This is a genomic window from Streptomyces spinosisporus (genome assembly GCF_022698145.1).
In the GTDB taxonomy this organism is placed as follows: Bacteria; Actinomycetota; Actinomycetes; order Streptomycetales; family Streptomycetaceae; genus Streptomyces; species Streptomyces spinosisporus.
The window spans coordinates 133787-146032 of the sequence record NZ_JALDAX010000020.1; the positions used below are offsets into that span (position 1 = coordinate 133787).

At 67.5% G+C, this 12246-nt stretch carries 17 protein-coding genes, 1 tRNA gene and 1 pseudogene; 12 read left to right on the forward strand and 7 right to left on the reverse strand.

Annotation, left to right across the window (positions count from 1 at the left end; all coding sequences use genetic code 11):
* Positions 1-62 precede the first annotated feature (62 nt).
* Positions 63-260, reverse strand: coding sequence for a hypothetical protein (locus tag MQN93_RS36815; protein WP_242712944.1), 198 nt, complete (start codon positions 258-260; stop codon positions 63-65).
* Between the two features lie 432 nt (positions 261-692).
* Here MQN93_RS36815 and MQN93_RS36820 point away from each other — a divergent pair, with 432 nt between their 5' ends.
* The 5 genes from MQN93_RS36820 to MQN93_RS36840 all read left to right on the forward strand — a co-directional run bounded on the left by MQN93_RS36820 (position 693) and on the right by MQN93_RS36840 (position 4055).
* Complete coding sequence (locus MQN93_RS36820) at positions 693-1052, forward strand: hypothetical protein (RefSeq protein WP_242712945.1); 360 nt, start codon at positions 693-695, stop codon at positions 1050-1052.
* 343 nt (positions 1053-1395) lie between these two features.
* Entirely contained in the window at positions 1396-1653 is a 258-nt protein-coding gene (locus MQN93_RS36825; protein WP_242712946.1) for a hypothetical protein, read from the forward strand.
* A gap of 107 nt (positions 1654-1760) precedes the next feature.
* Positions 1761-2867, forward strand: coding sequence for a hypothetical protein (locus tag MQN93_RS36830; protein ID WP_242712947.1), 1107 nt, complete (start codon positions 1761-1763; stop codon positions 2865-2867).
* A gap of 10 nt (positions 2868-2877) precedes the next feature.
* Positions 2878-3075, forward strand: coding sequence for a hypothetical protein (locus MQN93_RS36835; RefSeq protein ID WP_242712948.1), 198 nt, complete (start codon positions 2878-2880; stop codon positions 3073-3075).
* Between the two features lie 227 nt (positions 3076-3302).
* Positions 3303-4055: an MBL fold metallo-hydrolase gene (locus MQN93_RS36840; protein WP_016438055.1), complete on the forward strand. Its 753-nt coding sequence runs from the start codon at positions 3303-3305 to the stop codon at positions 4053-4055.
* Positions 4056-4121: 66 nt separating this feature from the next.
* Here MQN93_RS36840 and MQN93_RS36845 read toward each other — a convergent pair whose 3' ends face one another.
* Both MQN93_RS36845 and MQN93_RS36850 read right to left on the reverse strand, forming a co-directional pair.
* A complete protein-coding gene (locus MQN93_RS36845; protein ID WP_242712949.1) occupies positions 4122-5372 on the reverse strand; it encodes a PTS transporter subunit EIIC in 1251 nt (416 codons plus the stop codon).
* 145 nt (positions 5373-5517) lie between these two features.
* Positions 5518-6804: a PTS transporter subunit EIIC gene (locus tag MQN93_RS36850; protein WP_242712950.1), complete on the reverse strand. Its 1287-nt coding sequence runs from the start codon at positions 6802-6804 to the stop codon at positions 5518-5520.
* 125 nt (positions 6805-6929) lie between these two features.
* On the opposite strand from MQN93_RS36850, the gene MQN93_RS36855 reads away from it, so the two are divergent.
* From MQN93_RS36855 to rdgB, 4 genes are all read left to right on the forward strand, one after another.
* Positions 6930-7163, forward strand: a complete 234-nt coding sequence (locus MQN93_RS36855; RefSeq protein WP_016438052.1) for a PTS sugar transporter subunit IIB — start codon at positions 6930-6932, stop codon at positions 7161-7163.
* Between the two features lie 89 nt (positions 7164-7252).
* Positions 7253-7990: a ribonuclease PH gene (gene rph / locus MQN93_RS36860; RefSeq protein WP_016438051.1), complete on the forward strand. Its 738-nt coding sequence runs from the start codon at positions 7253-7255 to the stop codon at positions 7988-7990.
* Positions 7991-8135: 145 nt separating this feature from the next.
* Complete coding sequence (locus tag MQN93_RS36865; RefSeq protein ID WP_016438050.1) at positions 8136-8534, forward strand: hypothetical protein; 399 nt, start codon at positions 8136-8138, stop codon at positions 8532-8534.
* A gap of 18 nt (positions 8535-8552) precedes the next feature.
* A complete protein-coding gene (rdgB, locus tag MQN93_RS36870; protein WP_016438049.1) occupies positions 8553-9155 on the forward strand; it encodes an RdgB/HAM1 family non-canonical purine NTP pyrophosphatase in 603 nt (200 codons plus the stop codon).
* A gap of 46 nt (positions 9156-9201) precedes the next feature.
* On the opposite strand, the gene MQN93_RS36875 is transcribed toward rdgB, so the two are convergent.
* The 4 genes from MQN93_RS36875 to bcp all read right to left on the reverse strand — a co-directional run bounded on the left by MQN93_RS36875 (position 9202) and on the right by bcp (position 11085).
* Positions 9202-9276 (reverse strand) — tRNA-Leu (locus tag MQN93_RS36875).
* Between the two features lie 9 nt (positions 9277-9285).
* Positions 9286-9825 carry an HNH endonuclease gene (locus MQN93_RS36880; RefSeq protein WP_242712951.1) on the reverse strand — a complete coding sequence of 180 codons (540 nt, stop codon included), beginning with the start codon at positions 9823-9825 and terminating at the stop codon, positions 9286-9288.
* Entirely contained in the window at positions 9822-10475 is a 654-nt protein-coding gene (locus MQN93_RS36885; protein WP_242712952.1) for an HNH endonuclease signature motif containing protein, read from the reverse strand. Before MQN93_RS36885 ends, MQN93_RS36880 begins: the two co-directional genes overlap by 4 nt.
* Positions 10476-10617: 142 nt before the next feature.
* A complete protein-coding gene (bcp, locus tag MQN93_RS36890) occupies positions 10618-11085 on the reverse strand; it encodes a thioredoxin-dependent thiol peroxidase (RefSeq protein ID WP_242712953.1) in 468 nt (155 codons plus the stop codon).
* A gap of 104 nt (positions 11086-11189) precedes the next feature.
* Here bcp and MQN93_RS36895 point away from each other — a divergent pair, with 104 nt between their 5' ends.
* The 3 genes and pseudogenes from MQN93_RS36895 to MQN93_RS36905 form a co-directional block, all read left to right on the forward strand.
* Positions 11190-11528 carry a DUF3618 domain-containing protein gene (locus MQN93_RS36895; RefSeq protein ID WP_242712954.1) on the forward strand — a complete coding sequence of 113 codons (339 nt, stop codon included), beginning with the start codon at positions 11190-11192 and terminating at the stop codon, positions 11526-11528.
* Between the two features lie 73 nt (positions 11529-11601).
* A complete protein-coding gene (locus tag MQN93_RS36900) occupies positions 11602-11904 on the forward strand; it encodes a GroES family chaperonin (RefSeq protein ID WP_278191605.1) in 303 nt (100 codons plus the stop codon).
* A gap of 92 nt (positions 11905-11996) precedes the next feature.
* Positions 11997-12242: pseudogene (locus MQN93_RS36905) on the forward strand (DMT family transporter); the annotation flags it as partial.
* Between the last annotated feature and the right edge of the window lie 4 nt (positions 12243-12246).

Here is a 12246-nt window from a genome sequence, read left to right on the forward strand (position 1 = left end):
CGCCGTACGTCTCTTGCCTCTTCCGCCGAGGGGAAAATGTAGCCCGGAACGAACGCCGCGTCTCAAACGGTCTGCCCCGACCGGCGCCGACCTCCATTGCACCAGGAGAACCAGTCCGAAACCTCCTCCGGTACGTCGCCGAGCAGTTGACGCAGTTCGTCCGCGGGAAGACCCGGTCGTTCGAGATCGGCCACCACGGGCCGACCGAGACGTGAAAGCTCTCCTTGGATGCTGTCGAGCAACTCGGTGACTGCGGTCATGATTTCCTCGTGGGTTGGGGCCTGCCGGGGCGCTGCGAGGGCCTTTTGCGTGGTTCTCTCGGACACTATGGCTCCAGCAACTGAGCGACATCGTTTCGGAGGCAGCAGCTCACCAGAAGGACACCTCCCAGTCATACTGGATCGCGCGCACGGCCCTTGATCCGGGTGGACGGGGCCGGGGACGAGTTGTCCAGCACGTCCACGGACAGCAAGGGGGAACATGACAGTGCCGGGAGCGGGAATCGCATCGCAATGGTGAGGAACAAGCCGCACAGGCGGAGGACCGGCCTGAGGCAGAGCGCTCGCACCCGTCAGGCGCGACGGGCCCAGGAGCGCGCCCGTGCCGCTCAGGGCCCGCCCTTGAGTGGGGTGGAAGTTTCCCCCGGCTCCGAAGCACATGCCCCTGGCCCGGAAGACGACAGGCTCGTCCGGATGGCGGCACCGGTGCGGTACGCGCTGCTGGCCATCTCCCTCGTCATGCTCCTGTGGTTCATGACGGCGTTGCGGCCGGGTAAGGTGTCGAACCTTGAAATTCCCCTGCCCACATGGGCGTTGGACGTCGCGGCACTCAGCCCTCTGGCGGCACTGGCCCGGTACTGGAACCCGGAGATCAGGAAGAAGACCGACACGTTGGAATTCGACTTGAAGCTCCTCAGCGGTCTCTACTTCCTCATGGCCATCCTCGGAGCCGCTCTCGGTGGCTACTGGCAACTGTGGCCCGGAGTCGCGATAAGCGTGGCGGTGCACGCAGGCATTTGGCACACGAACAGGCAGGCCCGTGACCATGGCTGACCTCGCCACTCGCCCAGCCTCCCACCGACCGTCTTCTCCTGCCCGTGGACTGGGCACAGATCCCGCTCCGTCGCGGTGTTGGCCGAGAAGTTGAGGCGGAGCCTGCTTACGGCGGCCACTGAGGCCCGGAGGGCCGACGCACTCGAGATGTATCTGCCTGGTGCTCATGGACATCGGCGCGTTCAGGACTGCCACCCGCGCGAGCGCCACGCGTCGTGCGGCTGTCGGTGGTAAGGCAGCACGGCTGCATAGGCTCGCGGACGGGAACAAGGCGCGCGCTGCGGCAAGGGAAGTACGAGAAGCTCCTCTGCCCGAGGCGACGACAACAGGTACTGCCAGCGCGATGGGAGACAAGCTGATGAAGCAGCGCATGGATGACATCAGCCGAGCGCGAGACGCCTTTCCCGGCAACGAGGCGCTGCAGAAGAACGCGGCTGAGGCTGGTCGACAACTCGGCATCCAACGCGCGTCCTGGGGAGTAGGAACCGGCATGGACCTCGCGGACAAGTCCTCGGACCAATGGGACCCGCTCATCGGTGGGACTTACGCTCAGACCAAGGGTGACCTGACCGCTCCGCTTCCTGGGACGTCGCAGTGGTGAGGCGCCGTCCCGCACAGCAGGGACCCGGCAGTTCGGAAGCTGCCAACGGATGGAAGGCCGAGCAGGCCCAGCGGCGCGTACGTTCTGCTGGTTCGCAGAGTCCCCGCATGGACTCGCCTGCTGTGCGTCGCCGCAAGGCTCAACAAGTTGCGGCCGTGCAGCGTGAGGAAAGCCGGATCACGGGTCCACAGCCGACCAAAGCACAGCGCGCAGTCCTCGAACACGGCGAGAAATTGCGGTGGATGGTCATCGTTGTCGTGATGCTCGCCCTGGTCCGGCTGTTCGTCAGCGACCGCTTGCGTGGCTCCCTGGGACTTCTGCCGCTGCCCACGTGGGAGTGGGATGTGGCGGCGTTCACACCGTTGCTGGCGCTCTTGCTCCTGTGGGACGCAGAATTCCGTCGGCGGGTATCCCTGTTGTCAGGGGAACTCGTATTTGTGAGCGGTTTCTACGCGCTCTACGCCGTCCCTGCCGCCCTGATGGGTCACTGGCAACTGTGGCCTGCTGTCGCCTTCAGTATCGCCGTCGTCGCCGGTATCTGGCATACGAACAGGCCCGCACTCGTGACTGAGCCGATCTCCCCGCCTACCGGTTATCACCTGCTGCTCCCCGCGGACTGGGTGCAGATTCCGCTGGGCAAAGGCGTTACGCAGGAGGTCGTACGCTCCATCCTCGCTTCGGCCTTCGCCCGTCCACCAGCAGAATCTCGGTGCGTCGATCATCGTGTCCAAGTCGCGGCTGCCCCTCCCGGGTGGCCGGAATGTCGACTATTTCGTTTCCGTACCCGGCGATCCCGGTCACTGGTTCGTGGCCGCCTTCTCCACGATTGGAGCTGGGAATCCGCACGACGACCTCGCCAGCGCCATGGTCGAGTGGTTCGACGCGCTCATGACTACCTTTCGGTGGAGCTGGACATGACCGAACCCCGGGTTGAACTGGAACACGAGTTCAGCCTCGACATCGAGTACGACCCGAGCCGATGGCTGGAGCTCCCGCCGCGCTGGGACACGGAGGAGTGGCCGGACATCAGTGTCTGGGCACGTACGTGTGCCGCGTTGTCCTGGCGGTCGTACGGACTGGACCCGGGAAGGTCGGGCGTCGCGTTTCTTGCGGATGCGCTGCGGCGCTTCGCGCAAGCCTTCGCACCCGAGTCCCTTTTGCACGGAGCGGCTCGGGGAGGGACTGCGGTCCTTTCGCTACCTGCGCCAGGATGATGCCCCCGAAGTGCTCGCCGCCCTCCGCTACGCCTGGCGCGACGAGAAAGTCGGCGCCGACGTGGTGCTGTGGACCGTGACCGACGACACCGCGCAGATCATCCAAGCAGCCCCGGACATTGAAGAGCTGGCGCACAAGGTGAGCGTGGTGGTGTGGGATCTCCAATCGGACGCCAGTTCGATGGCGCCGGGAGCGGGGATCGGATGAGCTGCGTGCTCTGAGGCACACGTATGCACGTGTGCCCTCGGCGTGCCCCCGGATCTTCACCGAACGGCTGACCGCCAGGTAACCCGGATGGCAGCGGTGCCAGGTGAGTTCGCCCACAACAGGTCATGCCGGAGGAGCGACCGGGCGTTTTGCGCCTTACGCTCGACGGACCGCACGACCCCCGTCTCCCGCCAGAAAAAGTTCCCGCCCGCGGAGGTTTCTGCTTCATGAAGCTCACCGTCGTCGGTTGCTCGGGGTCGTTCCCGTCCGCGGAATCGGCCTGCTCGAGCTACCTCGTAGAGGCCGACGGCTTCCGGCTGCTTCTCGACATGGGCAACGGTGCCCTTGGCGAGCTGCAGCGCCACTGCGGTCTCTACGACCTCGACGCGATCTTCCTCAGCCATCTGCACGCCGACCACTGCATCGACATGTGCGCGTACTTCGTCGCGCGCTACTACCGCCACGACGGCGGCCGCTGCGACCCCATCCCGGTCTACGGCCCCGAGGGCACCGAACACCGCCTGACCACGGCGTACGCCGACACCCCCACCGCCTCCTCCATGAGCGAGGTCTTCGACTTCCACACGGTCAAGCCGTCCACCTTCGAGATCGGCCCGTTCACGGTGCACACGGAACGCGTGGCCCATCCCGTGGAGGCGTACGGCATCCGCGTCGAGCACGGCGGGTCGTCCCTGACGTACTCCGGCGACACCGGGATCAGCCCCGCGCTGGACCAACTCGCCCGCGACACCGACCTGTTCCTGTGCGAGGCCGCCTTCACGCACGGCAAGGAGAACATCCCGGACCTGCACCTCAACGGCCGCGAGGCGGGCGAGACAGCCGCCAGGGCCGGGGCCGGGCGGCTGGTGCTGACCCACATCCCGCCGTGGACCGATCCGCAGGTCAACCTGCGCGACGCGCGCGAGGTCTTCTCCGGGCCGGTGGAGCTGGCGGCGCCGCGCATGGCGTACGACATCTGACCCCGCCCCACGCGAAGGCCCCGGTACCGAAACGGTGCCGGGGCCTTCGTCATGCCTGGAGGGCGCTCACGCCTTGGTGAGGTCCTCGACCTCCTCCTCGGGCTCGCGGCCCGGGGTGGGGAGGTTGAACTTGACGATCGCGAAGCGGAACGTCACGTAGTAGATCACCGCGAAGACCAGGCCGATCGGGATGATCAGCCATGGTTTCGTCGCCAGATGCCAGTTGAGGGCGTAGTCGATGGCACCGGCCGAGAAGTTGAAGCCGTCGTGGACCCCCAGGCCCCAGGTCACCGCCATGGACACGGCGGTCAGGACGGCGTGCAGCACGTACAGGACCGGCGCGATGAACATGAACGAGAACTCGATGGGCTCGGTGACGCCGGTGACGAACGACGTCAGGGCGAGGGAGATCATCATGCCGAGCACCGCCTTGCGGCGCTCGGGCCGTGCGGTGTGCGCCATGGCCAGGGCGGCGGCCGGAAGGCCGAACATCATGATCGGGAAGAAGCCCGTCTGGAACAGACCGGCGGACGGGTCGCCGTGCAGGAAGCGCGGGATGTCACCCTGCCAGACCTGGCCGGCGGAGTCGGTGAAGTCGCCGAGCTGGAACCAGGCCACCGTGTTGACGAACTGGTGCATGCCGACCGGGATCAGCGCCCGGTTCACGCCGCCGAACAGGGCCGCGCCGCCCGAGCCGAGGCCGGTCATCCACTCGCCGAAGTTCGAGATGCCGTCGCCGATGGGCTCCCAGACGAGGCCGAAGAAGACACCCATCACGATGCCGACGAACGCCATGATGATCGGCACCAGGCGGCGGCCGTTGAAGAAGCCCAGCCAGTCCACGAGCCTGGTGCGGTGGAAGCGCTGCCACAGCACGGCGGCGAGCAGACCCATGACGATGCCGCCGAGAATGCCGGGATCGTTGTAGGTCGCGGCGATGTCCGCGCCCTTCTGGATCTTCGCCTCGGTGACGGGGAAGGCCTGGAGGACCTTGCTGTAGACGAGGAAGCCCACCACGGCGGCCAGGGCCGTCGAGCCGTCGGCCTTCTTGGCGAAGCCGATGGCCACGCCTATGCAGAACAGAATCGGCAGGGCCCCGGTGAGGGCGCCGCCCGCGTTGTTGAACACGGCGGCGACCTTGTCCCAGCCCAGGCCGTCCTTGCCGAAGATGTCGTCCTGACCGAGGCGGACCATGATGCCCGCCGCCGGCAGCACGGCGATCGGCAACTGAAGGCTGCGTCCTACCTTCTGCAGGCCCTTGAACAGGCCAGATCCCCGCTTCGTCGCGGGAGCCGCCGAGGCGGTGGCGGTGCTCATCTTTCTTTCCTCCATCGGTGGTGGTCTACACCACTCAGTGGTGTAGACCTGTTGTACACGATGGAGGCCGTATAAGGAACCCGTCAAATTCGCAACCGGAACGCTACGCGCCGTGCCTGTGCGACGGCTCCGCGAGCAGGGGTTCTCAGGCCTTCGTCACGTCCTCGCGCTCCTCCTCCGGCTCCCGCCCCGGCGTCTTCAGATCGAACTTGGTGATCGCGAAACGGAAGACGGCGTAGTACACCACCGCGAAGCACAGGCCGATCGGGATGATCGCCCACGGCCTCGTCGCCAGGTTCCAGTTGATGACGTAGTCGATCAGCCCGGCCGAGAAGCTGAACCCGTCGTGCACGCCCAGCCCCCACGTCACCGCCATCGACACACCCGTCAGCACCGCGTGCACCGCGTACAGGACCGGCGCGATGAACAGGAACGAGTACTCGATCGGCTCCGTGATACCGGTGACGAACGACGTCAGCGCCACCGACAGCATCAGACCGCCGACCTCCTTGCGCCGGTCCGGCCGCGCGCAGTGCGTGATCGCCAGCGCCGCCGCCGGCAGCGCGAACATCATGATCGGGAAGAAGCCCGAGGTGAACTGGCCCGCGTTCGGATCGCCCGCCAGGAACATGTTGATGTCACCGTGCACCACCGACCCGTCCGGCTTGGTGAAGCTGCCGAACTGGAACCAGATGGGCACGTTCAGGAACTGGTGCAGACCGATCACCAGCAGCGCCCGGTTCGCGAGACCGAACACGCCCGCACCCCACGCCCCCAGATCGCTCATCCAGTCGCTGAAGCTCTCCAGACCGTCACCGATCGGCGGCCAGATCCACAGACACAGCGCCGCGAACGCGATCGACACGAACGCCATGATGATCGGCACCAGCCGGCGGCCGTTGAAGAAACCGAGCCAGTCCACCAGCTTCGTACGGTGGAACCGCCGCCAGAAGAACGCCGAAAGCAGGCCGATCACGATGCCCCCGAACACACCCGGGTTCTGGTACGTGAACTCGACGACCGAGTTGTCCTCCAGCCGGCAGCCCACCTGCACGGCCGTGCTGCCCGACGGACAGTCCTCCGGGAAGGCGCGCAGCACGCTGTAGTAGACGAGGAAACCCACCACCGCGGCCAGCGCCGTCGAACCGTCCGCCTTCTTCGCCATGCCGATGGCCACACCCACGCAGAACAGCAGCGGCAGACCCAGCTGCCCGTCCAGCAGCGCGCCGCCCGCAGCCCCCATCACCTTGGAGACGTTGTCCCAGCCGAGCCCGTCCGCACCGAAGACGTCCGGCTGCCCGAGCCGGTTCAGGATGCCCGCCGCGGGCAGCACCGCGATCGGCAACTGCAGGCTGCGGCCCATCTTCTGCAGACCCTGGAACGCCGATTGCCACCGGCGTCGGGCGGGGGAGATCTCGGTGTCGGCACTCATGAGTTGGCGACCGCCTGCAAGGTGGTGTAGACCAGTTACGACGATTGGGATGCTGTGACGCCATCATTGGGTACGCGCGGCGCCATCGCTCGTGAAGTTGGGCCAACTGTGCGTGAGGAGACGTCATGGCCAGCAAGGCTGAGAAGATCGTTGCCGGGCTCGGCGGCATCGACAACATCGAAGAGGTCGAGGGCTGCATCACCCGCCTGCGGACCGAGGTAGTCGACGCCGGCAAGGTCGACGAAGCCGCACTGAAGGCCGCCGGCGCACACGGCGTCGTCAAGATGGGCACCGCGATCCAGGTCGTCATCGGCACCGACGCCGACCCCATCGCAGCGGAGATCGAAGACATGATGTGACACCCGGTCCCTACCGACCGGACCACCGACAGGGGCCCCTTCCCACCGCGGGAGGAGCCCCTGCCGCATCTGCGACTAGGCTCGACGCCATGTCTCGAATCGACGGTCGCACCCCCGACCAACTCCGCCCGGTCACCATCGAGCGCGGCTGGAGCAAGCACGCCGAGGGCTCCGTCCTCGTCTCCTTCGGCGACACCAAGGTCCTCTGCACGGCCTCCGTCACCGAAGGCGTCCCCCGCTGGCGCAAAGGCAGCGGCGAGGGCTGGGTCACCGCCGAGTACGCCATGCTGCCCCGCGCCACCAACACCCGCGGCGACCGCGAGTCCGTCAAGGGCCGGATCGGCGGCCGCACCCACGAGATCAGCCGGCTCATCGGCCGCTCCCTGCGCGCCGTCGTCGACTACAAGGCGCTCGGCGAGAACACGATCGTCCTCGACTGCGACGTACTCCAGGCCGACGGCGGCACCCGCACCGCCGCCATCACCGGCGCCTACGTCGCCCTCGCCGACGCCATCAACTGGGCCCAGGGCAAGAAACTCATCAAGGCCGGCCGCCAGCCCCTCACCGGCACCGTCTCCGCGGTCTCGGTCGGCATCGTCGGCCAGGTCCCGCTCCTCGACCTCTGCTACGAGGAGGACGTCCGCGCCGAGACCGACATGAACGTCGTCTGCACCGGCGACGGCCGCTTCGTGGAGGTGCAGGGCACCGCCGAGGCCGAGCCGTTCGCGCGCGAAGAGCTCAACTCCCTTCTCGACCTGGCGGTTTCGGGCTGCACAGAACTCGCTGTCCTCCAGCGCAAGGCTCTTGATACGGTCCTGGAAAAGTAAAGGACGCACCAAGAGAAGCGGCGGCCCGGGGCAACCCGGCCGACCGCCCTCGCGTCCCTACGAGTGCGGGCGCACGGCACACCACCGTGCGCCCGACCAGTACGGGGGGCCTCACCGGGGCCTGGACCAAGGAGGGACCGCAGTCATGGCCGTGAGCCGAGGCCGCCGCATCACCATCACCGTCGCAGCACTGGCCGCCGTGGGACTCACCGCGGGCCTGACCACAGGCTGCGACGCCGTCGACAAGGCCCTGGACTGCGTCCAGACCGCCGACACCATCGCCGACAGCGTCACCGACCTCCAGCAGGCCGTCGAGAACGCCTCGAACGACCCCTCGCAGCTCGACGAGTCGCTCTCCTCCATCGACAAGAACCTCGACAAGATCGGCGACAAGACGGACAACGCCGACGTCAACAAGGCGGTCGACGACCTCGACAAGGCGGTTGAAAACGTCCGTACGGCCGTCAAGAACGGCGACAACACCCCGGACATCAGCCCGGTCACGGACGCCGCCGGGGAACTGACCAAGGTCTGCACCTCGTAACCTCGTAACCTCGTCCCCATGACGCGCTTGATCCTCGCCACCCGCAACGCCGGGAAAATCACCGAACTGAGGGCGATCCTCGCCGACGCGGGACTCAGCCACGAGCTGGTGGGCGCCGAGGCCTACCCGGACATTCCCGACGTCAAGGAAACCGGCGTGACCTTCGCGGAGAACGCCCTGCTCAAGGCGCACGCCCTGGCGCAGGCGACCGGGCTGCCCGCCGTCGCCGACGACTCCGGTCTCTGCGTCGACGTCCTGGGCGGCGCCCCCGGCATCTTCTCCGCCCGCTGGGCCGGCCGCCACGGCGACGACCAGGCCAACCTCAACCTCCTCCTCGCCCAGCTCGCCGACATCGCGGACGAACACCGGGGCGCCCACTTCGCCTGCGCGGCAGCCCTCGCACTCCCGGACGGCACGGAACGCGTCGTCGAGGGCCGCCTCCGCGGCACCCTCCGCCACACCCCGTCCGGCACGAACGGCTTCGGCTACGACCCCATCCTCCAGCCCGACCAAGACACCCGAACCTGCGCGGAGCTGACCCCGTCCGAGAAGAACGCGATCAGCCACCGGGGGGAGGCGTTCCGGGCGTTGGTGCCGGTGGTGCGGGAATTGTTGGGCTGAGGTACGCACAAGGGCGCGGCGCCCCATGGGGAGCCGCGCCCGAAAGTGGGGCCGACGAGACTCGAACTCGCACTGTCCACTACCTAAAAGTGGTGCCTCCTGCCAATTGGGCTACGGCCCCGCGTACAGCTTACTGGCACCCGGTGAGCGGTCGTCGCTGGTTGCCTCCCCTACACCAGGTGCTGGTGATCGCGTGGCAGTTGGGACACAGCAGCCGCAGGTTCTCCCGCCGGTCGTCGCTCCAGTCCCCGCTGATGTGATCGACCTCCAGCGTCATGGGCTTGCCGAGCCACTCGGGGCCGACTCCGCATTCCGCACACACCTCCGCCTCGCCCACCTCCAGGAGTGATCTGCGAAGCAGGTGAGTTCGAGTCCGACGGATGCCGTCGTGCTGGACGAGAATGTCCGCGGCGCGTTTGAGCGGGACGGTCCCTTGCTTGCCTCGGCGGTGCGCCCGCCCCAGGAAGTGCGAGGTGTCGAGCCCGTCCTCGGCGATCCAAGTGCGGAGCTGTGTGCGCAGTCTGCTGTTGTACGGCTCCATTCCCAGGGCACGGAGCGTGTCTGCGAGCGAGGTCGCCCCCTCGACGGCCCTGCGCAACGCGTCGGCCGTGGGTCTGTCGGACGTCGCCCCTCTGCGACGGGGCATGTGCGAGACGTCAGCGCTGCTCATACGGCCCCACCTCGGGCCTTCCTCTTGCCGCGGCCGCGGTAACTGTCCGTCGTCGAGTGGCAGTTGGGGCACAGGAACCGCAGGTTCTCGATCCGGTTGTCGCGCCAGTTGCCGTCGATGTGGTCGACCTCGAGCGGGAGCGGACGCCCCCGCCACACGGGCTCCACGCCGCACATCGCGCATCGCTCGGGCATGCCCGTCGAGGCCATGGCCCACTTGAGCCGATCACTGGGGATGCGTCGGGCCCGGTCAGGCAGCTGCTCGACCAGCAGGCCCTCCGGTGTCCGGGGGCGCCATGCGTCGCCCCGATGGGCAGGCTGCTGGAAGTGTGACGTATCGATCCCGTAGGCCCTGATACGGCGGCTGATGTGCGTGTGGTGCCCGCCGACCACCTCAAGGCCGAGGTGGCGTAACACCTCGCACATGTTCGTCGACGCCGAGACCGCCGCCTGGAGGATCTCCCGCGTCCACTTCACCCCCTCCCGCTCGAAGTGCGACACATCCACCCCGAGTTTCTTCATCCGTCCCGACACGTACTGCCGCGTGGAGCTCTGTGGATCAACCCCCAGCTTCCCCAATGCCTCCGACAACGTCCGCGCCCCGCGAGCCGCCTCCTCCAGCCGCTCCCTGGTGTAAACGCCGGCCCCCATCAAGACCCCCCGTTCCGGCCGCGTGTTCGCGGCTCGTACGGAGTAACGAAGCATTTGTCCGACAGTCACGCCCGAACCGTGAAGCGGCCCGCACCGGGACACCCGGTGCGGGCCGCTCAACAGCACCTGACGGAAGGGGCGCTCAGATCCCCAGGTCCTTGATGATCTTGGCTACGTGGCCGGTTGCCCGGACGTTGTAGAGGGCGCGTTCGACCTTGCCTTCCTCGTCCACGATGATCGTGGAGCGGATGACGCCCAGGTAGGTCTTGCCGTAGTTCTTCTTCTCGCCGTAGGCGCCGTAGGCCTCGGTGACGGTTTTTTCGGGGTCGGCCAGGAGTGTGACCTTCAGGGACTCCTTCTCGCGGAACTTCGCCAGCTTCTCGGGCTTGTCCGGGGAGATCCCGATGACGTCGTAGCCCGCGCCGGCCAGGACGTCGAGGTTGTCCGTGAAGTCGCAGGCCTGCTTGGTGCAGCCCGGGGTGAGGGCGGCGGGGTAGAAGTAGACGATGACCTTGCGGCCCTTGCGGGCCGACAGGGAGACCTCGGTGCCGTCGGCGTCCGGGAGGGTGAAGTCGGGGGCCACGTCCCCGGGCTGCAGTCGCTCACTCATCGGACCAGCGTAACCGGGGGTCCTGACAGTGCAGGCGCGGGCGGAACTGACAGACTGTCCGCAGCAGGCAGCATCAGGTACCAGCTGACTTCGGAGGCCCCACGGTGGCGCACACGTCGGACACGCCGGACACCCGAACCCCGGCGCAGATCGAGGCGGACATCAAGAGCCGCCGCGAAGTGCTGGCCGAGACCCTGGACGAGATCGGGGTGCGGGTGCACCCGAAGACGATCGTCGGGGATGCCAAAGCCAGGATCGCGTCCAATGTCGATCACACCCTCGGCAGGGCCTACGTCGGGGTCAACAGGGTCGTCAGCGACGTCAAGGCGAAGTTCGTCGACGAGGAGGGCTCTCCCCGGCTGGAGCGGATCGTGCCGGTCGCGGTCGTCGCCGTGGGTCTCGTGGGTCTGCTCGCGCTCGGTACCCGGCGGCGCAGGAGCTGAGCGGGAGTTGTAGGTTCAGGGCGTGAGCGCCAACAGAAACGAGCCGAGCCACCACGACAAGCTGCCCATCCGGATGCTGCACGACCGGGTTCTCGTGCGGCAGGAGACGGGTGAGGGCGAGCGCCGGTCGGGTGGGGGCATCCTGATTCCCGCGACGGCGGCGGTCGGCCGGCGGCTGGCCTGGGCCGAGGTCGTCGCGGTGGGGCAGAACGTACGGACGGTGGAGCCCGGCGACCGGGTGCTGTTCGACCCGGAGGACCGGGCCGAGGTCGAGGTCCGGGGTGTGGCGTACGTGCTCATGCGCGAGCGCGATCTGCACGCCGTGGCCGCCGACCGGTTCGAGGGGTCCGAGGACACGACGGGCCTGTATCTGTAGAGCGACCGGAACGTCCAGAGCGACTGCCGTAGCAGCGGCACCAAGGGCTGGTGACCCTCGTCACCAGCCCTTTTGTCGTTCCTTTGCTAACTTGGGCTCGGCTCGTCCCGAGCCTGCTCACCGCGTCCGGCATCGTCGCCAGCATGGTGCTGCTGTCGTACGCCGCCAAGTCCCATCCCATCGGTACCGCCTACGGCGTCTGGGTCGGGATCGGGGCGGCCGGTGCGGCGGTGCTCGGCATGGTGGTGCTGGGTGAGCCGGTCACCGCCGCCCGGATCTTCTTCGTGTGTCTGCTGCTGGTCGCCGTGGTGGGTCTGAAGGCGACCTCGGGACACTGAGGGT